This window comes from Arcobacter suis CECT 7833 (assembly GCF_003544815.1).
In the GTDB taxonomy this organism is placed as follows: Bacteria; Campylobacterota; Campylobacteria; order Campylobacterales; family Arcobacteraceae; genus Aliarcobacter; species Aliarcobacter suis.
Genome location: NZ_CP032100.1, coordinates 2,184,667 through 2,210,236 on the forward strand (window position 1 = coordinate 2,184,667; position 25,570 = coordinate 2,210,236).

The 25,570-nt window shown below is 27.6% G+C and carries 27 protein-coding genes; 3 read left to right on the forward strand and 24 right to left on the reverse strand.

Features of this window, described 5'->3' with window-relative positions:
- Nucleotides 1–13 precede the first annotated feature (13 nt).
- The 5 genes from fliF to ASUIS_RS11245 are packed head-to-tail and all read right to left on the reverse strand — an operon-like array spanning nt 14 to nt 4,245.
- Nucleotides 14–1,732: a flagellar basal-body MS-ring/collar protein FliF gene (fliF, locus tag ASUIS_RS11225; RefSeq protein ID WP_118887190.1), complete on the reverse strand. Its 1,719-nt coding sequence runs from the start codon at nt 1,730–1,732 to the stop codon at nt 14–16.
- A 16-nt stretch (nt 1,733–1,748) separates the two neighbouring features.
- Entirely contained in the window at nt 1,749–2,153 is a 405-nt protein-coding gene (gene flgB, locus ASUIS_RS11230; RefSeq protein ID WP_118887191.1) for a flagellar basal body rod protein FlgB, read from the reverse strand.
- The gene (locus ASUIS_RS11235; RefSeq protein ID WP_118887192.1) at nt 2,153–2,872 is read right to left on the reverse strand and encodes a flagellar hook-basal body protein; all 720 of its coding nucleotides are present in this window, start codon (nt 2,870–2,872) and stop codon (nt 2,153–2,155) included. The genes flgB and ASUIS_RS11235 overlap by 1 nt, the downstream gene beginning before the upstream one ends.
- A gap of 15 nt (nt 2,873–2,887) precedes the next feature.
- Nucleotides 2,888–3,859 (reverse strand): hypothetical protein, encoded by a 972-nt coding sequence (locus tag ASUIS_RS11240; RefSeq protein WP_118887193.1) that lies wholly within the window; start codon nt 3,857–3,859, stop codon nt 2,888–2,890.
- Between the two features lie 14 nt (nt 3,860–3,873).
- Nucleotides 3,874–4,245, reverse strand: a complete 372-nt coding sequence (locus tag ASUIS_RS11245) for a response regulator (protein WP_118887194.1) — start codon at nt 4,243–4,245, stop codon at nt 3,874–3,876.
- 159 nt (nt 4,246–4,404) lie between these two features.
- Between ASUIS_RS11245 and flgG the strand changes: the two genes are divergently transcribed.
- Genes flgG through ASUIS_RS11260 form a run of 3 tightly spaced genes read left to right on the forward strand, consistent with a single transcriptional unit; the run spans nt 4,405 to nt 6,597 of the window.
- On the forward strand, nt 4,405–5,193 hold the full coding sequence (gene flgG, locus ASUIS_RS11250; protein ID WP_118887195.1) for a flagellar basal-body rod protein FlgG: 789 nt from the start codon (nt 4,405–4,407) through the stop codon (nt 5,191–5,193).
- An 18-nt stretch (nt 5,194–5,211) separates the two neighbouring features.
- On the forward strand, nt 5,212–5,586 hold the full coding sequence (locus ASUIS_RS11255) for a hypothetical protein (protein WP_118887196.1): 375 nt from the start codon (nt 5,212–5,214) through the stop codon (nt 5,584–5,586).
- A 3-nt stretch (nt 5,587–5,589) separates the two neighbouring features.
- Nucleotides 5,590–6,597 carry a hypothetical protein gene (locus tag ASUIS_RS11260; RefSeq protein ID WP_118887197.1) on the forward strand — a complete coding sequence of 336 codons (1,008 nt, stop codon included), beginning with the start codon at nt 5,590–5,592 and terminating at the stop codon, nt 6,595–6,597.
- Between the two features lie 2 nt (nt 6,598–6,599).
- Here the strand turns inward: ASUIS_RS11260 and rimM are convergent, their stop codons facing one another.
- The 19 genes from rimM to rpsL all read right to left on the reverse strand — a co-directional run bounded on the left by rimM (nt 6,600) and on the right by rpsL (nt 25,463).
- Nucleotides 6,600–7,133: a ribosome maturation factor RimM gene (gene rimM / locus ASUIS_RS11265; protein ID WP_192894457.1), complete on the reverse strand. Its 534-nt coding sequence runs from the start codon at nt 7,131–7,133 to the stop codon at nt 6,600–6,602.
- A 6-nt stretch (nt 7,134–7,139) separates the two neighbouring features.
- Nucleotides 7,140–7,379 carry a KH domain-containing protein gene (locus ASUIS_RS11270; RefSeq protein WP_118887199.1) on the reverse strand — a complete coding sequence of 80 codons (240 nt, stop codon included), beginning with the start codon at nt 7,377–7,379 and terminating at the stop codon, nt 7,140–7,142.
- Between the two features lie 18 nt (nt 7,380–7,397).
- Nucleotides 7,398–7,625, reverse strand: a complete 228-nt coding sequence (gene rpsP, locus ASUIS_RS11275; protein WP_004511333.1) for a 30S ribosomal protein S16 — start codon at nt 7,623–7,625, stop codon at nt 7,398–7,400.
- Nucleotides 7,626–7,713: 88 nt separating this feature from the next.
- Nucleotides 7,714–9,066, reverse strand: a complete 1,353-nt coding sequence (gene ffh, locus ASUIS_RS11280) for a signal recognition particle protein (protein ID WP_118887200.1) — start codon at nt 9,064–9,066, stop codon at nt 7,714–7,716.
- 150 nt (nt 9,067–9,216) lie between these two features.
- Entirely contained in the window at nt 9,217–9,975 is a 759-nt protein-coding gene (locus ASUIS_RS11285) for a pseudouridine synthase family protein (protein ID WP_118887201.1), read from the reverse strand.
- Complete coding sequence (gene waaA / locus ASUIS_RS11290) at nt 9,966–11,114, reverse strand: lipid IV(A) 3-deoxy-D-manno-octulosonic acid transferase (RefSeq protein WP_226799911.1); 1,149 nt, start codon at nt 11,112–11,114, stop codon at nt 9,966–9,968. Before waaA ends, ASUIS_RS11285 begins: the two co-directional genes overlap by 10 nt.
- Nucleotides 11,115–11,116: 2 nt before the next feature.
- Nucleotides 11,117–11,836, reverse strand: coding sequence for a zinc ribbon domain-containing protein (locus tag ASUIS_RS11295; RefSeq protein WP_118887203.1), 720 nt, complete (start codon nt 11,834–11,836; stop codon nt 11,117–11,119).
- Nucleotides 11,829–12,584, reverse strand: coding sequence for a Nif3-like dinuclear metal center hexameric protein (locus tag ASUIS_RS11300; protein ID WP_118887204.1), 756 nt, complete (start codon nt 12,582–12,584; stop codon nt 11,829–11,831). Before ASUIS_RS11300 ends, ASUIS_RS11295 begins: the two co-directional genes overlap by 8 nt.
- A gap of 9 nt (nt 12,585–12,593) precedes the next feature.
- Nucleotides 12,594–13,532 carry a glycine--tRNA ligase subunit alpha gene (gene glyQ, locus ASUIS_RS11305; protein WP_118887205.1) on the reverse strand — a complete coding sequence of 313 codons (939 nt, stop codon included), beginning with the start codon at nt 13,530–13,532 and terminating at the stop codon, nt 12,594–12,596.
- Nucleotides 13,533–13,766 carry a glutaredoxin family protein gene (locus ASUIS_RS11310; protein ID WP_118887206.1) on the reverse strand — a complete coding sequence of 78 codons (234 nt, stop codon included), beginning with the start codon at nt 13,764–13,766 and terminating at the stop codon, nt 13,533–13,535.
- Nucleotides 13,766–14,260 (reverse strand): 5-(carboxyamino)imidazole ribonucleotide mutase, encoded by a 495-nt coding sequence (purE, locus tag ASUIS_RS11315; RefSeq protein ID WP_118887207.1) that lies wholly within the window; start codon nt 14,258–14,260, stop codon nt 13,766–13,768. The genes ASUIS_RS11310 and purE overlap by 1 nt, the downstream gene beginning before the upstream one ends.
- A gap of 38 nt (nt 14,261–14,298) precedes the next feature.
- Nucleotides 14,299–15,561, reverse strand: a complete 1,263-nt coding sequence (locus tag ASUIS_RS11320) for a glycosyltransferase family 9 protein (protein ID WP_118887208.1) — start codon at nt 15,559–15,561, stop codon at nt 14,299–14,301.
- Nucleotides 15,562–15,576: 15 nt separating this feature from the next.
- On the reverse strand, nt 15,577–16,866 hold the full coding sequence (locus ASUIS_RS11325) for a peptidase U32 family protein (RefSeq protein WP_118887209.1): 1,290 nt from the start codon (nt 16,864–16,866) through the stop codon (nt 15,577–15,579).
- Nucleotides 16,867–16,991: 125 nt separating this feature from the next.
- Complete coding sequence (locus ASUIS_RS11330) at nt 16,992–19,892, reverse strand: cache domain-containing protein (protein ID WP_118887210.1); 2,901 nt, start codon at nt 19,890–19,892, stop codon at nt 16,992–16,994.
- 66 nt (nt 19,893–19,958) lie between these two features.
- Nucleotides 19,959–21,491, reverse strand: a complete 1,533-nt coding sequence (locus tag ASUIS_RS11335) for a DNA repair protein RecN (protein ID WP_118887211.1) — start codon at nt 21,489–21,491, stop codon at nt 19,959–19,961.
- A 2-nt stretch (nt 21,492–21,493) separates the two neighbouring features.
- Nucleotides 21,494–22,360, reverse strand: coding sequence for an NAD(+)/NADH kinase (locus ASUIS_RS11340; RefSeq protein ID WP_118887692.1), 867 nt, complete (start codon nt 22,358–22,360; stop codon nt 21,494–21,496).
- Nucleotides 22,361–22,485: 125 nt separating this feature from the next.
- Nucleotides 22,486–24,591 (reverse strand): elongation factor G, encoded by a 2,106-nt coding sequence (gene fusA, locus ASUIS_RS11345; protein ID WP_118887212.1) that lies wholly within the window; start codon nt 24,589–24,591, stop codon nt 22,486–22,488.
- A 9-nt stretch (nt 24,592–24,600) separates the two neighbouring features.
- Nucleotides 24,601–25,068 carry a 30S ribosomal protein S7 gene (gene rpsG, locus ASUIS_RS11350; RefSeq protein ID WP_118887213.1) on the reverse strand — a complete coding sequence of 156 codons (468 nt, stop codon included), beginning with the start codon at nt 25,066–25,068 and terminating at the stop codon, nt 24,601–24,603.
- An 11-nt stretch (nt 25,069–25,079) separates the two neighbouring features.
- Nucleotides 25,080–25,463, reverse strand: coding sequence for a 30S ribosomal protein S12 (gene rpsL / locus ASUIS_RS11355; RefSeq protein WP_108559629.1), 384 nt, complete (start codon nt 25,461–25,463; stop codon nt 25,080–25,082).
- Nucleotides 25,464–25,570: the final 107 nt, after the last annotated feature.

The following is a 25,570-nucleotide window of genomic DNA, read 5'->3' on the forward strand; positions in this document are numbered from 1 at the left end:
TTTAACACCTTTTTTATTTAAAAGTAACACTACCTTCATTTAATAACAATTCAATCATTCTAGCTATTTCAAGTGGATTATTGTTTATTTCTCTATCTAATTCTTCAATAAATACTTCATATCTTGCCGCTGATTCTTCATCTAATCCATCTATATTATTTAGTATTTGACTTTTAACTTTTGATTTTAATCTACCTTGTGCAGTACTAGCATCAAATTCATTTTCATAATCAGACAACATATCTTTAACTAAATTTTCATCGTATCCATCTACCTTTTTTTTAGTGCCATCACCAATAATTACAACTTCATTGTTCGCTATAAATTTTCTATAAAAAATTAAAAGTAAAATTGCTGCAATTATATATTGAATGTATTCGCTAAAATCTTTTAAAATTGATTTTATCATAGATATAGTATCAGTTGATTCTTCACCTACAATAACAGCATTACCATTTTCATCAACTGTTTGAGTAACTTGTTCAATAGGTTTAACACCTATAAATTTAAAGTCTCTAACAGTAATTTTATCTCCTCTTACTTTATCATAACCTATCGTATCTTGAACTACAGATTCTAATGAAGCAATAAATTCATCTTTATTTGTAATATCTTTTAATATTGAAGAATCAAATGTCACGGCTGCTGTTATACGTTTAATATTTGTATAATTATTATCTTTTTGAGTAATTATCTTTTTTGAAATCTCATAATTGGTAACAGTATTTGTACCTTCATTATTTGAAGCGATATTACTATTTGTATTTCCTGAGCTTGGTTCTTGAATATTGTTATCAACACCGGCAACACCACCTGAATTTGTAGGCATTCCTTGAGCTTTTGAACTATTTTCTATAACCTGCTGAGATCTAATACTTCCTTCTGGATTATAAATCTCTTCCTCAACATCTTTTTTTACAAAATCTAATGATACAGTAACCTTTGCAACAACTCTTCCAACTCCAACAAAAGGTTCTAAAAGTGCAACTACTTTTTTAGAATAATCTTCTTCTAAACTTTCTTTATATTTATTTTGTGTTGTTGATTTTTGATTATTTATATCATCAGCTGATTGTTGAAGTAAACTTCCATCTTGATCAATAAGTTGAATATTTTCATGTTTTAAATCTGGAACTGCCGAAGCTATAAAATTTTTAATTCCATCTATTTGTTTTTGAGTTAAAAAAACACCTGGTTTTAATGAAAGCATTGCAGAAGCAGTCGTATCACTCTTTTTTTCTGTAAAAATTGTATCTTTTGGTATTGCAATTTTTACGTTTGCTCTTAACACACCAGTTAATGCCTCTAAAGACCTAGATAATTCACCCTCTAAAGCTCTTAAATACTTAACTTTATTTTCAAAATTTGTAGTACCTAAAGATGATTTCTCAAATATTTCCCAACCAACATGTTTACTTGTAGCTGCTTCACTTGTAACTAATTTAATTTTAGCAATATTTACAAAATCTTTAGATGTCTTTAAAGTAAGACTATTTCCAGTACCACTTACAGCAAATTGTATTCCTGATGCTTCAAGTTCATCACTTGCTAACATAACTTGTGATTTTGTTAAATTTGATGCTATCGTATAATTTAATTTTTTATCTTCTGCTTTAATACTAGAATAAACTAATAAACCAACTAATAATATAAATAATAAAGAGAAACCTCCTATTATTACAGCTCTTTGTGCTGTATTTAAGTTATTAATAAACTTTAAAAGTTGATCCATAAATTACTTATCCTAATTAATTTTTTGCTGAAGATTCAATAACTGATCTAAATAATCGAGAATCTCTTTTTATAGAAGATTGAATAGCGTCATATAATATCTTGTTTTTAGACATTTCACTCATTTGAGTATCTAGGTTAACATTATTACCATCATTTTGTTCTTGTAAACCTTTTACTTCTACTAGTTTAGGATTTACATTAGCAGAATTGCTATTTATTGAAGATATATGTTTAGAACTAGTTAATTCCATTTTTAAAGTGTTATTTAATTTATTATTTAATTCATCTTCAAAAACTAAATCTTTTGTTTTATATCCTGGTGTATTAATATTGGAAATATTACTTGAAATAACTTTTTGTTTTTCACCTCTGAAATTTAACTGTTCAAAAAGGGCATTACTTATGTTACTTGCTTCCATTATTTAGTGTTACTTCCTATTTTTTCTATTAATGAAGCATTTAATTCATCTATTGATTTAACAGCTTTTTGTGATTGATCAAATCTTCTATGTGCATCGATTAATTCAACCATTGAGCTAACTGAATTTACATTTGATTTTTCAATAGCCCCGTTAACCAATAAACTATCATTATTTTCAAAAATTTCCATCTCATTAGGATTTTTTGGCAGGTATGTATTATCACCAATTTTTTCTAAATTTGTATAAGGTATCTTTGTTACTCCAATTTGTGAAGCAAAATTATCTTCTACTACAATTGGTTCATTATCTGCATTTAATACATTATTTCCATTTCCATCTACTAAAAAATTATCTAAATTTTTAAAAGATCCATCCCTTGTATACACTATATCACCATTTGCATTTTGTACTTTAAAAAATGTGTCCGGATCATTTAATGCAAAATCTAAAGCATTCCCCGTCATGGCAATTGGTCCCATTTCCGAATTTATAAATTTTGAATCAATTTTTGGTATATTATTTGTCACTGTGTTTATTTTTGTAGGTACAATATTTTCTTCTTGTGCTCTTTGTAAATAATAGTTAAAAGTAGTTTCTGTTGTTCCTTCTTGCTTAAAACCATTTGTATTTATATTTGCTAAATTATTACTAATTTGATCTAATCTATTAAATTGATTTATCATTGATGCAGCAAGAGGATAAGTACCTTGATTCATAAACTACTCCTTTAATTATTTATTATTTGAAAATTCAGCAATTAATTTATCTAAATCATCACCTATTAAATCATCCGAATCATCACCATGGATGTGTCTTGGTACAGCAACTTCTTTTGTTGCACCATCATCTTCAAATAAATTATTTAAATATAGAGACAATTTTCTTATTACTGACATAACTCTTTCGATTTTTTGTCTGTTAATATCATTAAATTGCATTAATTCCATTGCTTGAAAAATTTCTGAATCTTCTGAGTTTATTAAATTTTTTAAATCTTTTAAAGAGCTTGTAACTTTATTTGCATTTGCTAAATGTTCATCAAATATTTTTATATTTGGAAATTTATTATTTAATGAAACAAGTAAAGCTGATTCTGCTTTAATAAAAACTTCAAAATCTTTTATGTAACTTCTGAATTCATTATTATTATCAAGGGTTAAACTTAATACATCAAATATTTGAGAAACTTTCTCCTCTGAATCATTCGCAACTTGACTTAACTGATTAACAACTTTTGTATCTTTTTCTGCTGGCAAGGGAAAAATACCTTCATTTATTTTAGAAGAAGTCCAATCTTTAACAATTTCATCTTCACTTCTAGTAAGTTTTTTTTCAACTACGCTTACATCATTTTTTGTATCTTCATCTTTACTCAAATCTAAAGGTAAATCTTCTTCTTTTTCTAAAATTAAATCTTTTATATTAGCAGTTTCATTTACACTTTCTATTTCACTTAATAATTTCTCAATATCACTATTACTAACACTATTAGAACTAGAAAAATCAGCATCATCTTCTGATTCATGTATTTCTATTTTTTCATTAAGTTTTGTATCTTCTTTTAACTCTTCAGTTTGAGACAATAATTCCTCAATTTCTTGAGTATTAACTTTTACACTTTGTGTTGCTTCTTCTGAATCACCATCATCTTCAATATCAAGACCATTCATTAAGGCTTCAATCTCTTCTTGGCTCATACTCATGATAATACCTTATATTATTTTTTCAATACTCCATCGAGCTTTTCTTTCAAAACTTCAGCATTGAAAGGCTTAACTATATAATTATTAACACCTGCTTTTAGTGCTGTGATAACTTCACCTTTTCCACCTTCAGTTGTAATCATAATTATAGGCGTTTTTTGATGTATACCTTCGCTTCTGACCTTTTTAACTAATTCTAAACCATTCATATTAGGCATATTCCAATCTGTTAATATAACATCATAACGACTTTCACTAAGTAGTTTCCAAGCTTTTACACCATCTTCAGCTTCATCAAAACTATCTTTAGTAAATCCTAATTGCATAACTACGTTTCCAATGATTCTTCTCATTGTAGAGCTATCATCAACTATTAGAATTCTCATTAACTATCCCTTGTTTTATAAATATTTTCAATTATTATGCATTATATATAATTTGTTTTAAATTTACACTTAATGTATGTAAAAAATAATTATCTAAATTTATCTAAGTTTAATTATTCTTAAAATATAATAAATATATGCAATTTTAAAGGATATACCGTGATTAGAGGACTTTACACAGCAGCAACAGGTATGAACTCAATGCAACATCAAATCGATGTAACATCAAATAATATAGCGAATGTTAATACAACAGGTTTTAAACAAGATAGAGCCGAATTTCAGGACTTAATGTACGAAACATTAAATTATACAGCAGGACAAACTACTCAAACTACTATAAACCCAACAGGAATAAATGTGGGTCTTGGAGTTAGAGTTTCAGGAGTTCAAAAAAACTTCACTGAAGGTGATTTAAAACTAACATCAAATGAATTAGATTTAGCCATAAAAGGTAAAGGTTTTTTCCAAATTACTTTACCAAGTGGAGAAACTGCGTATTCTAGAAATGGTGCCTTTAAATTGAATGAAGAAGGTTCTATTGTAAATGGAAGCGGATATGTCCTTAATCCTGAGATTGTAGTTCCTGATAATGTTACAAAACTTACTATAGGAACTGATGGTACAGTAACTGCAACTGACCCACAAACAGGTGATATAGTTGATTTAGGGCAAATCACACTAGCTGATTTTATAAATCCTGCTGGTCTTACACCATTAGGAGACTCATTATTTATGCAAAGTGCAGCTTCTGGTGATGTTTTAGAAGGTAATCCAACAGAAGAACAATTTGGAGCAGTTCAACAAGGAATGATTGAATCGTCTAATGTAAAATTAGTTAATGAAATGGTAGATTTAATTACAGCGCAAAGAGCTTATGAGGCTAATTCAAAAGCGATTACTACAACTGATAGTATGCTTGATACAGTTAATAGACTAAAAAATTAAAGTAACTAAATAAGATTTATGAAATTAGAAGAATTAAAAAGACTTCGTGAAGAAAAATTTTTAGCGCATAAAAAAAAGAAAAGAGCATATTATTTAAAGAAAAAAGAAGTGAAAAAAGTTTATGACTATGAAGAAGAACTCAATAACGAAAATTTTTCACTTAAAATAAAAGAGATTATCAAGGCTCAAAAAAACTATTTAGATAATAGAAAAGATATAATTATTTCAAAATTAAATGATTATAAAAATAAAAAGAAAGAGTATTACGAGCTTAACAAAGAAAAAAGGCTTGAATATGATAAAGAATATAGAGAAAAAAGAAAAGAAGAGCTCAAAGAATATAGAAAAGAATATTATAAAAAATTAAAAGAAAATAAAAGTATAAAAGAGTAAACAATGCCTGATGAAAACAAACCGTTAGATCCTGATGATATAAATTACACAACAAATACTTATGGTTCGAATAATAATGAGGAAGATGATAGTTCAAAAGATGAACCAGAAGAAAAAATTGAACCACCAGTTGAAGTAAAAGAAGAATTTGTTAAACCTAAAAAAAGTAATCTTCATAAAATATTATTTGGAATAGTTGCTTTTTTAATTTTACTTCTAGTTATTGGTATTATTCTTTATTTTACAGGTTTTTTTGCTCCAAAAGAAGTAAAAAATGTTGAAATTCCTCTTCCAACACAAAATATAGAAAAAGTTGAAGCTCCTGAAAATAATTACAAATTTGATATCAAAGATATTAACTCAAAAAAACTAAATGAACAATTAGCTACTTTAACTAGTAAAAACTTAAATGAAGAAAAAATTGATGAATTAGAAAAAAAAGAAAATGAAAAAAAATTACTAGATGAAGAAAAAAGAAAAGAAGATGAGTTATTAAAAAAACAAGAAGAAGAGTTATTAAAACAAAAAACTCAATTAGAGCAAAAGAAATTAGAATTAGAAAAACAAAAAATTGAACTTGAATCCATGAAACAACAAGCTTTGCAACTAAAAGAAGAATTAACTACTAATAACAATGTAGATAAATCAGAAGCAGCAGCTATTGAAGAGTTAGAAAAAGAAAAAATTACTGAACCTGTAATGGATACTATTCCTAAAAAAGCATTAAGAGATAAAAATGATGATAATAAAAATAATGGTTTTTTATTATTTATAAATGTAGCAAAAATAAAAGGTGTTTTATATAAAAAATATCTTGACAAAATTGTTGCAATTAATGCAGATGTAAAACTATGTAGAGATGATAAAAATCGAATTGAGATATATTTTGGACCTTTTGAAAATAGTGAAGATAGAACTAAAATATTAAATAAATTAATCGATAATAAGTTTAATGAAGCCTATGAATTAGAGTTTACACAAGAAGAATTTGATAAAAGATGTAACTATTAATTTTAAGAGTTTTCTAAAATAATTAGTGAATCTTTTACTTCTATTTTTTTATTGTTTATATCTATATTTAAAATATATTTGTCAAACACATGTGGTATTAAAAATACTTTTGAAAGACCTTTTTCAACAAGTTCATCAGAAGTTTGTATTTCTAAATAATCATTTAAAGGATACCGTTGTATCTCTTTAACTTTACCTAATAATAAATCATTTTCATAAACATTACAAGAGATTAAATCAAACCAAAAAAATTCATTCTTTTTTAATTTGCAGTTCTCTTTTGTTTGTTCAATTGTTGAATATAATTCTTGATTAGTTAGTTTTTTAGAAGTTTCAAGATCATCAAAATTTTCAAATTTTATTAGTTCTCGAGAAGTATTGTATTCTGCTACTTTTAATTCTAATTTTCTATTAGTTTTAAAAACAGCACCTTTTTTAAATTGCTCAGGAAAATCTGTATCCATAAAAAGTCTTAAATGACCTTGTAATCCAACAGCTTTTCCTAATTTCGCTACAAATATATCATTACTATTCATAGACAACTATTTCACCACTACTTGTATTTTATATGAAATACCATCTTTTGCTTTACAACCATTTGCCATAGTTTTTAAAGCATTAATCATATTACCATTTTTACCAATAAGCTTACCAATATCAACACTGTTTACACTAATAATAATTTCAGCAAAATTATCATCAATCAATTCTTTTGTAATAGTAACATCTTCAGGAACGCTTACAATTAGTTTTGCATAGTTTTCTATAAATTTAGTAATCATGTTATTATCTAATTATAATTATTTAGAAGCTAATTTTTTAACTTTTTCAGAAGGTTTAGCACCAACACTTAACCAATAGTTATATCTTTCTTCGTCAATTTTTAATACTTTTGGCTCAACTACTGGGTTGAAATAACCAATTGATTCAATCCATCCTGAATCTCTTCTTTTTCTTGAGTCTGTTACAACGATTCTGTAAAATGGTTTTTTGTTTCTTCCCATTCTTGTTAATCTAATTACTGTCATGTTTTCTTTCCTTTTTTAATTTATAGTATTGAATTCTGAACTCCAAAACGAAAGTTAAAAGTTCACAGCTCAACACTATTTAATTTATTTATCTAGGGATTTTTGGCATCCCGTTTGGTCCCATTTGAGACAACATATTTTGTAAACCTTTCATTCCACCCTTAGAAGAAAGTTGTTTTGCCATTTTTGAAGCATTTTTAAATTGCTTTAAAATTTTGTTTATTTGAACTTCAGAAACTCCAGAACCAACTGCAATTCTTTTTTTTCTGCTAGGATTCATTAAATCTGGGTTTTCTCTTTCTTTTGGAGTCATAGAACCAATAAGAGCCTTAATTCTTTTTATTTCAGCAGAGTTCTCAAAATCCATATCTTTGATAGGTCCAGCCATTTGTGAAAGCCCTGGAATCATTCCAATAATTGATTTCATAGAACCTAATTTACTCATCATAGAAAGTTGATCTAAAAAGTCATTAAAATTAAACTCACCTTTTTTGATTTTTTTACTAACTTCTTTTGCTTTTTTCTCATCAATAATTGCAGATGTTTTTTCAGCAAGTCCTTCAATATCTCCAAGACCTAATAATCTTGAAACAATTCTATCAGGAATAAAAACTTCTAAGTCTGGCATTTTTTCACCAGTACCTATAAATCTTAAAGGAACTTCAACTTGATTAGCAATAGAAAGTGCAACCCCACCTTTTGTATCACCATCATATTTCGATAAAATAACTCCATCAATTCCAATTTTTTCTTTAAAAGTTGTAGCTGTTTTTGTTGCATCATGACCTGTTAATGCGTCTGCCACATAAAAGATTTCATTAGGATTAACTGCATCTCTAACATTTTTTAATTGAAGCATTAACTCTTCATCAATTGCAAGTCGTCCAGCTGTATCTATTAATAAAACATCATAATGTTCTTTTATAGCTTTCTCTTTTGCAGCAAGTGCAATTTTAATTGGATTAGTTTCATTGTCATCAAAATAAATATCAACTTCAATTTGAGCTGCAATTTGTTTTAATTGTTCAACTGCTGCAAGTCTTTGTAAGTCACAAGCTGCTACTAAAACTTTTTTCTTTCTAGTTTTTAAATAGTTTGCTAATTTTCCAGTTGTAGTTGTTTTTCCAGAACCTTGAAGTCCTGTCATTAAAATTGTTGTTGGAGGTGTATTTGAGAAAACAAAACCTTGATTCCCAGAAGTTGTTAAAAGTTTTGTTAATTCTGTTTTCATTGCTCTTAAAAAAGAGTCTTGTCCAATACCTGCATTTTTTGTTTGTAATTCAATAGCTGATATTAATTCTTTTGTAGTTTTGTGATGAACATCTGCTTTTAATAAAGCTTTTTTTAGTTCAGATGTAGCTTTCGTTAAAGCTGCAACATCATCTTGATGTCTTATTTTATTAACAGCATTTCGTATTGAGCCGGTTATTGAATCAAACAAAGTAAATCTCCACAATTTTTAAATTGTGGGATTATACTTTAAAAATTCTTTAGTTTAGATTAAGTGAAGTTTCAAGTTTAAGGTAATATTTATATTTTATTTTCAATAAAGTCCCTTGTTTTAGGGATTTTATATTTTTCTAAAACTTAATTATGAATTAAAGTCATACACTCTAAATTCTTTTGGTTCAGGCGATTCAAAAGTATAATCAAAGATTTTAGTTACTTTTGAGTGAAGTAAAACTCTATTTATATTTGAAGCTGTTCTTCCATAAATTCCATCACCAATAATTGGTAATCCAACAGAATTTAAATGAACTCTAATTTGATGAGTTCTTCCTGATTCAATAACAACTTTTACTTTTGATTTATTTCCTTCAACTAAAACAGGATAAACTGTACTTTTAGCAGGTTTTCCTCTTTTTAAATCAATTTTTGATTTTGCCATTCCTCTATCTTTTGTAGTAAGAATTGGTTTATCAATCTCTATTTCTTCAACAACTTTTCCCTCAACGATAGCCACATACTCTTTGTAAACTTTATTTGCTTGGAATTCTTTAATTGCTTTTTTCTGGAAATCTTCATTTTTTGCAAACATCATAACACCACTTGTTTCTTTATCAAGTCTGTTTAATAAAATTGCACCTTCATATTTTTTAGCAACATCATCAGCTGTTAAGAATGCTGGCTTATCAACTACTAAAATATCTTTATCTTCAAATATTACTTTTATTTTTCCAATTTCTTTGATATTAAATTTTGTGTCTGTTCTAATTTCACCTCGTGCAATTAAAACTTTTTGCTCACCAACTTTTACAACACCTCTATCAATTAACTCTTTTGCTTTTGAGTTTGATATATTTTCTTGTTGTGCTAATACTTTGTATGCTTTATCATAAGTTACAGCCATTTGTTTATCTCCTTAATTATAGGTTCAATCGAACCTGCTTTTGTTAGAATTGGTTTTTCTAAATTTTTTATATTGTTTAAATATTCACCTAATTCATCATTTTCTATTAAATAGTAATTTTTTATACAATCAAAAAGTGATTTTTGATTAAATATATTTTTACCACTTATAATCTTACAGTTAAAAAAAGCAGGTTCAATTGGATTATGCCCACCTATTTTTTCAAATGCACCACCAAGAATAACCACATCTGATATTGCATAAATATCATTTAATATCCCCATTTTATCAATCAAAATTATATCAGAATCAAAATCATCTTTTACAGAATATTTTTGATATGAAATATTTTTATCTTTTATAAAGTCAAGAATTAGAAAATCAACTTTATCAAATCTTTCTGGATGCCTTGGAACTATTATTAATTTTCCTTGCTCTTTTTTGTAAGCATTTAAAATTAATTTTTCCTCATTTTCATGGGTACTTGCAGCTGTTATTACAACTTGTTTTGGTTTTTCTAACTTTACATTTACTTTTGGTAATTGTGCTAGTTTTATATTTCCAATAACTTCCACATTAGAAGCTCCAAGTTCTTCAAGTCTATGTTTATCAACTTCACTTTGTGCAAAAACTTTATCAATATTTTGAAATATTCTTTTATAAAAAAAAGAAAATCTTTTATATGATTTATAAGATTTATCTGAAATTCTTGCATTAATTAATAAAGTTTTTGCACCTTTTTTCTTTGCCAATAAAAAAAGCAAATACCAAAGTTCAGCTTCCATCACAACCAAAACTTTTTGTTTATTTACCCAAAAAGGTAAAAATATTTCAAAAGGTAAATATCTAACATTTGGAGAGATTTTTTTTGCTTCTTCAAATCCAGTATTTGTTATAACTGAGATATTTGCATTTTCTAAATAATTATCAATCAAAGGTTTGATAGCTTTTGTTTCACCCATTGAACATGAATGAAACCAAATGCCATTTTCTTTAAATGGAACATTATCTTTTAAAAAAAATTTTGCTGGAATTGCTTGTCTATACTTAGAGTTTCGTGACTTAAATATCAAATAAGGAATTGCAAGTATATAAATAAAACTTAATACTAAGTAATAAAATATACTAAAAGGGCTCAAGATTAAGCCTCTTCTATTTCGTCTTCTTTATAAAGGATTCTTCCACAATGTGGACAATTAACAATCTCTTCTGCTTTAATAACTTCAGCATAAGTTTTATCATTAATTTTCATATAACATCCATAACATGCTTGTTTTTTTACAGGAACAACAGCTGAGTCTTTTGCCCATCTTTTGATTTTTTCATAAAAAGTTAAAATTTTATTATCAAATTTCTCTAATAATTCACTTCTTTCTTGATATACAACATTTCTTTCTTTGCTTATCTCTTCAATTGTAGTATCAACTGCAACTTGGATTTCTTTAATATCTTCTTCTTCTACAGCTAATTTTTCTTGTAACTCTTTTAAAGTCACTTCTTTATTTTTTGTAAGATTATCTAATCTATCAATTTCTTCATTAGCAAATGAAATTTGCTCTTTTGCAATTTCTTCTTCTAATTGTAAAGCTTTTAGCTCTTTTTCGTTATTAACATCTTTATTTTTTTTAGCGATGTTTTCTAACTTAGTTTTTAATTCTGCTAAGTGAATATTATTTTTTGTTCTTTTTGATTTTACATCATCTATTTCTAAATAAATAGAATTAATTGATGCTTTGATTGATGCTGCTGTTTCAACAAATGTTGCTAACTTAGCTTTTTCATTTTCAATCTTTGGCTCAAACATACTAATTGCTGTATCAAATTTTGATAATTTGATTAAATCCTGTAAATACTTATTCAACCGTTTCTCCTTCTATAAAAAACTCAAATGGATTTTTTGAAGCTGTTATTATAGCTTTTAATTTATTTTTTTTCAAATATTCTGAAAGAAGTCCCTCTAACAAGGTGTTGAAGTATCTTTCACTCTCATAGTGTCTTATATCAATAAGTGATAAACCTCGTGCTTTTGCTTCCATTGCATCATGATATTTTATATCACCTGTCAAAAAACAATCAGCCTTAATTTCATCAATTAAAGACATTCCTGAACCTGTAACTATTGCTATTTTTTTAATAAAATCATTACACCTAACTGTATTTGTAGTTTTCAAATCTAACTTTGAAGATACATATTTTACTAAGTCCTCAAAGTTCATATTTACATCACAATAAGAGATAAATTCTTTTGAATTTTCTATTTTAAAGCCAAGAATCTCTTCAGCAACATATCTATTTAAATGTGTTTTATCAATATTTGTATGCATTGAAATTAAAGAAATATCTTTTTTGATTAATTCTTTTAATAACTTTGTACTATAAGTATCAAAATTTACTCTTTTTAAACCTGAAAAAATCAAAGGATGATGGGTAATGATTAAAGAGTTTTTTTCTACTCTTGATAATAGTTCTTCATCTAAATCAATACTAATATAAATATTATTTATTTCATCATCAAATGAACCAACAAGAAGTCCAGCATTATCCCATTTTTCTTGAAGTTCAAAGGGTGATATTTCATTTAAAACATCATAGATTTCTTGTAGTTTCAAATTTATCTCTTAAACAAATAATTCATGATGTTTTATTTTTAACTCTTCTAAAGCCTTTAAAGAAGAGGGACTTCCAATTCTAGCTAATCTAGCAGGTTCTTGCTCTTTGTATAACATAGCACAACCTTGAGCCAATTCTCGCACTTTTAGAATATAGTTTTGTCGCTCCGTTACAGAAATTGCTTTTCTTGCATCAAGTGTATTAAAAGCATGACTTGCTATCATACATTGGTCATATGCAGGAAGTGGTAAAGCTGCTTCTAAACAAGATTTGCACTCAGCAAAAGCATCATCAAAATGTTTAAATAACATTTCTGTATTTGCTACTTCAAAATTGTATGTAGAAAATTCATATTCGCTTTCTTTATGAACATCTCCATAAGTTGTTTTACCAAATTTATTTTCATTCCATACAATATCATAAACAGAATCAACACCTTGCAGGTACATTGCAAGTCTTTCTGTTCCATATGTTATTTCAACAGCAACAGGATCACAAGCAAGACCTCCAACTTGTTGGAAATATGTAAATTGCGTAACTTCCATTCCATCAAGCCACACTTCCCAACCAAGTCCCCAAGCTCCAAGAGTTGGTGATTCCCAGTTATCTTCAACAAATCTAATATCGTGTCTTGAAACGTCTAATCCTAAGAACTCTAAAGATTGTAAATATAAATCTTGAATATTATCTGGGCTTGGTTTTATTAACACTTGAAATTGGTAATAAGCACCTAATCTATTTGGATTTTCTCCATATCTTCCATCAGTTGGTCTTCTACTTGGTGCCACATAAGCTGTACTCCAAGGAGTTGAATCTAAACTTCTTAAAAGTGTTGCTGGATGAAAAGTTCCAGCACCAGCTGGAATATCATAAGGTTGAACAATATTACAACCTTGATTTGCCCAAAATTCTTGTAATTTTAATAGAATTTGTGAAAATGTAACCATTTATTTAATTCCTAACTCTTTATTTATTTTATCTTTATCAAAACCACAAATCCATACATTTCCTATTAAAACTACAGGTGCTCCTGTACATTTGTGCTTTTGACAATCTTTTAATGCTTCTTTATTTTTTGATAAATCTATGAGGTTATATTTTATCTTTTTAGTTTTTAAGTAAGTACTAGCCTCTTTGCACCATTTACAATTTGGTAGTGTAAACAGTGCAACAGGTTTCATTATAAAATTACTTCTATATCTTTAGAATCTGTTTCAACAGCTTTAGCTTTTACAATTCTATCTTCTTTTAATTTTATAGCTAACTCTTTATCAGTAATTGCTAAAATTTGCATAGCAAGATATGCTGCATTTATAGCTCCAGCTTTTCCAAGTGCAACAGTAGCAACTGGCATTCCAGCTGGCATTTGAACAGTTGAAAGCATAGCATCCATACCATCCATTGCACCACCTTTCATAGGAACTCCAATAATCGGTTTAGTTGTTGCTGCTGCTAATGCACCGGCTAAATGAGCAGCCATTCCTGCAGCTGCAATAAATGCAATTGCTCCTTTTTCTTCAGCTTCTTTTACATAATCTTTTGTTCTTTCTGGACTTCTGTGAGCTGATGAAATTATCATCTCATATTTAACGTTAAATTTTTCAAATGTATCAGAACAATTTTTCATAATTTCATAATCAGATTTACTACCCATAATTATAGATACGAAATTCATTATTAATCCTTTTTGTATTTTTTTAAGCCTAGATTATATCAAAAAGTATCTAATAGTTTTATAATCCTATTTACTTTTAATTTATTCCACGATTCAAATTTATTTATAGTTAAACTATCATTTTCATAAACAAATTTTGATAAATTTTTTGATTTATCTTTTATTAAAATTGGTTTTATATATTTGTAATATTTGATTTTTTTTAAATAATTATTATCTGTAAAAATTGTAATTGTAGGTATCATAAACGCATCACTTATATGATATGTTGAAGTATCTGCTGTAATAATTTTATCCATTGATGAAATTATATACATAAAATCGTTTAAATTTTTTGACTCTTTTGTTAAATCTATAAATCTATCATCTTTTATTTTTGAGTCAATTAAAAGTGTTGAGATTATCATATAATCATCAGCTTTTAATAAAAGCTCTTTCAAAATATCAACAGCTATAGTTTGAGGAATTGACTTATTTATATTTGCAGAATATGGATGAAATAATAGTAATTTGCCTTTTGATTTCAAATCAATAAGTTTATTTTTTAAGCTATCTTGAACTTTATAATTTGAAAGATTTAGTTGATTATATTTTTCATTATCAGCTATTTTTTCATAATCTATTCCAAATCTAAAAAGCCAAGCATCAACATAATTTAAAAAATCTAATCCAAAAAAGTTTATTGATAAACTATTATCTATAAAATAATCATATTCACATAATTTTTTTACAGTTATGCTTAATGGCAAAATATTATTTATATATTCTTGAGTTTGATATATTTGTTTTTCTCTTGTATAATAACTGTTGTTTGAAGCATTTAAATAAATATCAAATTTGATATTTTTATAAATTTGTTTTAGTTTTTTATGTAATATTCTCAAAGCTGTACATGAAGACACCACTTGACTTATACTAAAACCAAGACCACCTATAATTGCAACGGTTACTTCATCTTTTTGAATATTTTTTAATTGTTTATAAACATTTACTTTTTTTATATCTTGGCAAGTTACTTTAGTAGAATTTTCTTTGTTATTATATTCATCCACATTTGTGATTCCTAATTCAATAGGAAAATTTTCTAAAGTTCTTATTTTCTCGTCATTAAAGACTTTAGCGAAATATTTATCTTTATCAACTTTGCTAAATATTTCTCTTAAATCTTTAAAATCATCATTGGTACTAACATATAAAGTTTCATTTTCTAAGTTTGATGGTTCTTTAAATTTAAAATAATTAACCATTGTTCCATCAGTAGTTTTAATATTTATATTTTGAGTAACCCTAAAAAATATCATCTATTTTATCTGTTCTTATTCAACAATAGTTCCATCAATATTTTCAATTCTAAACATTGTTAGATATGGAAGTTTCCCTGGAAGTTTGATTTTATTTACATTTCCACTATGAACTGATTCTAACTCTTTGTTTGTTTCAGTTAATATTTTTTTGAAATTAATATAATAAATTCCATCTTTTTTAAATATTTTTCCAATTTCATTTTCACATTCAACTAACTCTTCACCCATTGGAGTAAAAATTTCAACATCTTCATTTGCATAAACTTTATATTTGCATAAGAAATGTTCTTCATCTTGTGTTACAAGTCCAGTTACTTCGTAAGAACCTTTGCTTAAAGCATAGTCATGATTTTGTGAATCTGTTTTTTCAAATGGTCTATGAATTAAATAAGCATCTGTAAAACCTCTATTTTTTGTTGTATAAAGTTCTCTTTGATATTTATCTGCCTCAAATTTACCATCATAATAATCATCAATTGCATTTCTATAGGCTTTTGCAGTAACTGCCGCATAATATGGTGATTTAGTTCTTCCTTCAATTTTAAGTGAATCTACAGCTCCTGAATCAAGTATTTCTTTTATATGTGAAGCTAAGTTCATATCTTTTGAATTAAAGATATAAGTTCCAACACCTGGTTCTTCTTCTAATCTAAATAATGTGCTATGGTCTTCATTTGCAGCATATAAAGTATATTCAAATCTACAGTCATTTGCGCAAGATCCTCTATTTGGAACTCTTCCCATTTGAACAGCACTTACTAAACAACGTCCTGAATATGCAAAACACATAGAACCATGAACAAATATTTCTATTTCCATATCAGGTAAATGTTTTTTAATTTCAACAACATCTTTTAATGAAATTTCTCTAGCAACAACAATTCTTTTTACTCCCATGTCCCAAAAAACTTGGGCATCAAGATAGTTTAAAACATTTGCTTGAGTTGAAAGATGAATATCAATTTGAGGTGCAATTTCTCGACAAAGTTTTACAACTCCAGGAGCTGCAACTATAAATGCATCTGGTTCAAGTGCTGCCATTGTTGCAATATGTTTTTTTAATAATTCAATTTGAGAATTAAAAGGAAAACCATTTATTGTAGCATATACTTTTTTGCCTCTTGCATGAGCATAATCTATTCCTTCTTTAAATGTCTCAAATGTGAACTCTTTTCCAGCTCTAATTCTTAAACTAAAGTGACTAACTCCTGCATATACAGCATCTGCGCCATATTTAATAGCTATTTTTAATTTTTCTAAATTTCCAGCAGGTGATAATAACTCTACTTTTTGATTATTCATATAATTCCTTTAAACACTTTTTAATATTATTTTATTTTTTTGATTGGCATTATATCTATTTTTAAATAAATATAAAAGAGGATAGTTTTACTCTTTTTTTTGTGTAGTTTTTATTTTAGGAAAGCTTAAAAGCTTTCCCATTCATCATCCTCTTTTTTTTGTGTAGTTACTTGATTATTTGAAGTTAGATGAGTATTTTCACGTTTATTTTCAACAAAACTTTTTGAACTTTCAGTTTTTACTGTTGTTTGAGTTTTATGTGATGAACTTACTTCTGAAATAGTTTTTTTAGCAACGTTATCTTTTTTTAATTGGTCTAGAAATTTAAATACATTTATTGTTGAATTATCTAATTTTTGAGATAAATTATTTAAAACATCTTTATCAGATATTTCTCTACAATCTTCATTTATATAATCTTGTACACTATTATGTACTATTTCATGATTCAGTTTTAACTGTTTCCAATTTTCTGTTTTTGTAAATGATTTTCCTAAATTTTCTTCTTCAACTAACCATTTTCCTAAATCACACTCTGTTGGTTTAGTAACGCTCCAAGCAACTTTTGTTTTACCAACTTTTTCAAAGTTAGTTAATTTAAATCGTATATGATCATTTTTTAATTTAGAAATTTTGAATACTAAATCAATATCTTCAATTTCTTCTTTTGTAGCTTCTTTAAATTTTGCTCTGTCAGCGATTTTTAGTAAATTCTCTGACAATATAGTAACTTCATTTGCTAATTCGCTTATTATTGTTGCTGAATTCGCATTAACTTGAGTAGCTTGGTCAAGTTTATTGATAGTATCATTTATTTGAATAATACCTCTTTCTTCTTCTCTACTACCTTGAGAAACATCTTCTATTAAACCTATTGTTTCATTGATTTTAGAATTTAAAGTTGCATATCCACCAATCATTTCATTTGCAATTGATTTACCCTCATTTGCTTTTGAAGTTGCAATTTGAACAATATTTTTAATCTCTTTTGCTGCATCAGCACTTCTATTTGCAAGATTTCGCACTTCTGCTGCAACTACTGCAAATCCTTTTCCTGCTTCTCCTGCCGTTGCCGCTTCTACTGCTGCATTTAGCGAAAGAATATTTGTTTGGAAAGCAATTTGATCAATAACTGTAATTGCATCATTAATTGATTTTACTTGTTGGTCTATATCATCCATAGCTTTTGTTGTTTTAGATGCTAATATTTCACCCTCTTTTGAAGAGACTTGAAGTTGTGATGCTAAAGATGACATTTGATGAACTTTTTGAACACTTGATTTTACAATTGAAGTAATCTCTTCAACTGCTGCTGCTGTTTCTTCTAAAGATGCTGCTTGTTCATTTGCCGATGCAGATAATTTATTTGCTGCACTTGATAAAACATTTGTATCATCATTTAATTTTCTACCACTTGTTACAATCATTGATAAAAATTCCGAAACTGTAACTCCAATTAATTGTGTACTTGCAGCTAAAGAAGATATTATTCCATTAACTTTTGAAGTTTCGATTTTTGAATCAGTAAGGTTAAAATTAGAGTTTCCATACTCAATTAAAACATTGTTTAAATTTACTAAATTTTCATTTGTTCTTTCAATCATTGAATTAATAGAATCTCTTAGTTTTTTGATTTGTGGATTTGAAGATGTTTTTTCAATTTTATATACATAAAATCCATTTATAACTTTTTCAATAACTTCATCAACATTTGCAATTACTTTTGAGTCTTCTTCATATCCAACTCTTAATTTATTAATATAGCCATTGAAACTATCAACTAATTTACCGATTTCATCATTTGATTTTTTCTCAATTCTATCAGCTTGATTAGTTCCTTCACTTATATCAATAATTGCATTATTTAAATTTTCTAATGGTTTTATTATCGCTTGTTTTATAAAATAATTATAAACTAAATAAACAATCATAATTGAGAATAATGAAAAAATTAAAATACTAATTACAATTTTAGAAATCTCTTCATTAATATTTTTTTCCATTAAAGTAACTTCATTTTCTATATCATCAACATAAGCACCTGTTCCAATTATCCAATCCCAAGGTTCAAACTTTTGAACATAAGAGAATTTCTCTTTTGGATCATTTTTCTTTTCTGGTTTATCCCACCAATATTTTACTAATCCACCAGCCTTATTTTCATTTGAAATTTTTGCCATTTCAACAAATAATTTTTTACCTTTAGCATCAACATTTGCAGATAAATCTTTACCATCTAAATGTTTACTAACAGGATGCATAATCATTTTTGGACTTGAATCATTTATCCAAAAATAGTCATTATTTGCATATCTCATTTCACTAATTGTTTTTAAAGCTTCAGCTTGCATTTTAGAAGTTACATCGTCAACATATTCTCCTGTTCCAATAACCCAATTATATGGTTTAAACAGTTTTACAAATGATACTTTTAATTGAGGTGCTTCAAATCCTGGTTTTGGCCAAACGTAATCAACAAAACCCTCTGAATTATTTTTTGCAACTGTTGAAAACTCTTTGAATATTTGTTTTCCACCCTTATCTTTAAAGTCAACTAAATCTTTACCATTCATTTCAGGTTTAATTGGATGTACAATCATCACAGAATTTGTATCATTAATCCAAAAATATCCACTACTTCCATATCTTGTAGCATCAACAATTGATTTTAATCTTTGTTTTATTGCTTCTTCTGGAAGAGTACCTTTTAACTTCTCATATTCAGCTTCTAAAATTGAAAATAAGAAATTTGTTTGTAATTTTAATTGCTCTTGAACTTCAACTTTGATTTTATCAATTGATGTTCTGTTGTGATAAGCTTCAACTGTTTTAACAGCTAATGAAACATAGTTTTTAAGCTCAAGTTCTTTTTTAGCATAAGCCTCATTTTTAAAATTTTCAATATTTTTATTTGAAAACTTTTTTATTGAATAAATAGAATCAACAGCAATTGCAATTGACACTATCATAATAGTAATCAAAGAAAGAAGTAAAATCTTACCTTTAATAGATATGTCTTTGAACATATAACTCTCTCCTAAGCTTTATAGATTCTTATATAATATCCTTTGTAGGGCTAATTTGTCAAGTATTTACGATTTTAAAAGGTTCTTTGCAAAATCTAAAGCTTCAGGAGTTACTTTCTCACCACTTATCATTCTTGCTATTTCATTAATTTTTTCTTTACTATTTAACTCTTTCACAAAAGATTTTCCATTGAGTTTATCCACTAAAAAATGTTGATCTGCACTTGAGGTTAATTGAGGTTGGTGAGAAATTGCAAATATTTGATAAGAGTTACTCAATTTTTTTAAAACTTTTGAAATTGCATCACTCTCTTTTCCACTTAAATTTGCATCAATTTCATCTAAAAAAAGTATCCCATTATCTACAATATCAAATTCACTCATAGATGTTAAAAGTGCAAGTCTAAGTCTATTATATTCACCTGAACTAATAGTATCTAGACTCACCCCATTCAACTCAAAACTCACTTCATCCAAACCTGAAAAATCAAGATTCTTTTCACTTATTACTATTTTTGCATTACTTAAATATAAAAATTTCAAATATTCATTTATTTTTTTTTCTAAAATAGATGAACTCTCTTTTCTATATTGTGAGATCTCTTTTGATAAAAGTATTAAGTTTGTATTTAAGTCATTAAATTCTTTTTCTAATTTTTCTTTTTGGAAAAAAATATTTTCATAAGAAGATAACTCTTCTTTTTTTTGCTCTTTGTATTTTAAACACTCTTCAATTGAGCCAAATCTTTTTTGTAAAGCTGATAATTTTTCAATTCTGTCTAAAACATTTTCAATATTTATATCATCAAGTTCATGTAAAGAATCATTAAATCTTTCAAAAATATTATTTAATTCATTCATTGTTTCATCAAAAAAACTTGAATCTACTTCCATTAATTCTAAAGCAGCGGTAACATTCTGATTAAATTCCATAATTCCAGATGCTTTTTTTATTGCAACTTCTATTTTTTCTTTTTTTGCTAATCTTTTTTTTACTAAATTTAACTCTTCATATTCATCAATGCTTGGATTTATTTGTTCAATTTTATCAATCTCAAATCTTGCGAACTCTTTTAAATCCTCTAATTTAGTCTCGTCATCTAATATTTTTTGTAACTCTTTTTTTACATGTACTAATTTTTTATAAGAATTATTAAAATTTTCTTTTATATTGTTAAACTCTTTTTTCTTTTGAGAAGTTAATTTGTCTAAAAAATCTAGAAGTTTAAAACTATCAAATTCTGAAGTGTCTTTTAAGTTTAGATGTTTTATCAACTTCAAAGAAAAATCATTAAGATTTTTCTTTGATACGGATTGATTATTTAAAAAATATCTAACTTTATCTTTTTTTATACTTTTAATAATAATGTCATCATCATAAGATAAATCATAACTTTCATCATTAATTTTTGAATCATTTAATAATACTTCACCAATATTTGCTTTTACCTCAGTTAGTGCAAATAGTGACAAAATTGCCTGCATTAATATAGATTTTCCAGCACCACTTGGACCTGTAAAAATATTTAATCCACTTTTAAACTCTAAATCTACTTCTTCAAAAGACAAACAATCTTTTAAATATACTCTTGCTATCAATGTTAATTACCCCATCTTAATTTTTCATTTAACACTTCAAAATAATCTCTTTGAATTCTGTGTATCATTTTTGCTTTTTGTTTAGCAATTTTGATTTTAATTGATTGATTTTGTTCAACTTCATAAATATCTTGACCATCAACAATAACAACTGCTCCTTGATTATCAATAATCTTAAATTCTATTTCAAAATCAACTGGCATTACTAGAGGTCTTTGAGTTAATGAGTGAGGTGCCACAGGTGTTACAATAAATGCTTCAGTTAAAGGATAAACAATAGGTCCACCAACTGATAAATTATAAGCCGTTGATCCAGTTGGTGTTGAAATAATTACTCCATCACCATAATATGAATTAAAATGTTTTCCATCAATTTTACCAGCTATTTTTATCATAGATGAAATTGATTTTCTTGAAATTACAATATCATTGAATGCTACAAATTTATTTAAATTTACACTTCCTTCAACCATCATTCTATTATCAATTTTATAAATACCTTTTTTCAAATCTTTAATAAAATCAGGCAGTTGTTCCATTGAAATATCTGTTAGAAAACCTAAAGTTCCTAAATTAATTCCTAAAACTGCCTTATCAAATTTAAAAGATTTTCTCACAACAGAAAGCAGTGTTCCATCTCCACCAACTGAAATTAAAAAATCAACTTTTTGGCAAAGTTCATCTAGAGAATAACCATTTAAAGAAATCATATTTGCTGAATTATCTTCTAAATATATATTTATATTAGCCTCTTCAAAAAGAGTTTTGATTTTTAAATATATATCTTTTAGTTCAGGGCTTGATGGTTTTAAAATAATTCCTGCACTTTTAATATTAGTTAATAATTCACTATTTTTTTCTATTCTCAAAATTATTCCAATTTTTAAATTTATATAAACTATTTTAGCCAATTATATCAATAACTTAAATAAATTTAAAACATAAAAAAAGGGATATGCAAAAGCACATCCCTTTTAAAAAAAATAGTTAAGAATTAACCATTTCTCTTTTTAATAATTTCATCAGAAACATTTTTTGGAACTTCTGAATAGTTATCAAAAATCATTGAATATGTAGCTCTACCTTGAGACATAGATCTTAAGTCTGTAGAGTATCCGAACATTTCAGATAATGGAATTAATGCAACAACTAGTTTAACACCAGCTCTGTCATCCATAGACTGAATTTGTCCTCTTCTTTTATTACAATCGCCGATACAATCACCCATATAATCTTCAGGTGTTTCAATCTCAACTCTCATAATTGGTTCTAAGATTACAGCTTGAGCAGCAGCAGATCTACAACCTTGTTTGAATCCCATTGAAGCAGCTAATTTAAATGCCATTTCAGATGAATCCACATCATGGTAAGAACCATCATAAAGTGTTACTTCAATATTAACCATTGGATAACCAGCTAAAATACCACCTTGCATTGCTTCAAAACAACCTTTTTCAACAGCTGGAATATATTCTTTAGGAACAGTTCCACCTTTGATATCATTGTTAAATTTAAAGTTTTCTTCGCTTCCAACTAATGGTTTAATGTCTAAATATACGTGACCGTATTGACCTTTACCACCTGATTGTTTTGCGTATTTATACTCTTGTTTAACAGCATTTTTAATTGTTTCTCTATAAGCAACTTGAGGAGCACCAACTTCAGCTTCAACTTTAAATTCTCTTTTCATTCTATCTACAAGAATTTCAAGGTGTAATTCACCCATTCCTGAAATAATAGTTTGTCCAGATTCTTCATCAGTATTAACTCTGAATGATGGATCTTCTTCTGCTAATTTTCCTAATGCAATACCCATTTTCTCTTGGTCAGCTTTAGTTTTTGGTTCAACTGCAACAGAAATAACAGGTTCTGGAAATTCCATTCTTTCTAAGATAACAGGATCTTTTTCAGAAGCAAGTGTATCTCCAGTAATTGTATATTTTAAACCAACAACAGCACCGATTTCTCCAGCATAAAGCTCTTTGATTTCTTCTCTATTATTAGCATGCATTTTAAGTAATCTTCCGATTCTTTCTTTTTTCATTTTTGTAGAGTTATAAACATAAGTTCCAGATTCTAAAACCCCTCTATAAACTCTTGTAAATGTTAACTGTCCAACAAATGGGTCAGTCATAATTTTAAATGCAAGGGCAGCTACTTCACCTTCGTCTGTTGAAGGAACAATAACAGCTTCACCATCTTGAGTTTCACCATTAATATCAGCAACTTCAGTTGGAGCTGGTAAATACATAGCAACAGCATCAAGTAAAGTTTGAACACCTTTATTTTTGAATGCAGTTCCACAAGTCATTGGAGTAATAGTCATATTTAAACAACCAGCTTTAATACCAGCTGTAATTTCTTCTTCAGTTAACTCTACACCCTCAAGATATTTTTCCATTAACTCTTCGATTGACTCAGCAGCTGATTCAATCATTTTTTCTCTATATTCTTCTGCAATTTCCATCATATCCGCTGGAATTTCTTCAATATGGTAATTAGAACCCATTGCTGCATCTTCATCCCAAACGATAGCTTTCATTTGAACTAAATCTACAATACCTTTGAAGTTTTCTTCTGCACCAATTGGTAATTGAATTGGAACCGCATTTGATTTTAATCTTTCATTAACTTGGTTTAAAACATTATAAAAATCTGCACCCGTTCTATCCATTTTATTAACGAATATCATTCTTGGTACTCTATATTTATTAGCTTGTCTCCAAACAGTTTCAGATTGTGGTTGAACTCCACCTACTGAACAAAATACTGCAACAGCTCCATCAAGAACCCTCATAGATCTTTCAACTTCAATAGTAAAGTCAACGTGACCCGGAGTGTCAATAATGTTAATCATTAAATCTTCATTAGTTTTTGGGTGTTTCCAGTGACAAGTAGTAGCAGCAGAAGTAATTGTAATACCTCTTTCTTGCTCTTGTTCCATCCAGTCCATAGTTGCAGCACCTTCATGAACCTCACCGATTTTATGTGAAACACCTGTGTAGAATAAAATTCTTTCAGTAGTTGTTGTTTTTCCAGCATCAATGTGAGCAGCAATACCAATATTTCTAACTCTGTTAAGTGGTGTTTTTCTAGCCATTTATAATTCCTACCATCTGTAGTGTGCAAATGCTTTATTAGCTTCTGCCATTCTATGCATATCTTCTTTCTTCTTGAAAGATGAACCTCTTTCATTAGCAGCTTCGAATAATTCGTTAGCTAATCTTTCTACCATAGTTCTTTCATTTCTTTTTCTAGCATATTCTACTAGCCATCTTAATGCTAAAGTTTGTCTTCTTACAGGTCTTACTTCAACAGGAACTTGGTATGTAGCTCCACCAACTCTTCTAGATCTTACTTCTAAAAGTGGTTTAACATTTTCAATTGCTTTTTCAAATAATTCAATACCTGAAGCTTCACCTCTAGCATCTAAGTTAGCAATTGCACCATACATAATTTTTTCAGCAGTAGATTTTTTACCATCTTGCATTACTGTATTAACGAATTTTGTGATCACTTTACTATTGTAGATAGGATCAGCCATTATTTCTCTAACTGGAGCTTTTCTTCTTCTCATTTTCTATCCTTCTACTTTTTCTTAGCTTTAGCTTTTTTAGTACCATATTTAGATCTTGCAACAGTTCTGTTTGCAACACCAGCAGTATCTAAAGCACCTCTTACGATGTGGTATTTAACCCCAGGTAAATCCTTAACTCTTCCCCCTCTTACTAAAACAATTGAGTGTTCTTGTAAGTTGTGACCTTCTCCACCGATATATGAAATAACTTCAAAACCTGTAGTTAATCTAACTTTTGCAACTTTTCTTAAAGCCGAGTTAGGTTTTTTAGGTGTAGTTGTATATACTCTTGTACATACTCCTCTTCTTTGTGGACATTCTTTTAATGCTGGCGATTTAGATTTTTTAATAACCTTTTTTCGCTCATTTCTTACAAGCTGATTGATTGTAGGCATTTCTTTCCTTTATATAAATTGGTTTGAGTAATTATAGCCTTACCCATGCTTCTCGTGCAAATCAACATTTAGTTGAAACGATACTCCCATTCTAGGAAACTTATAAT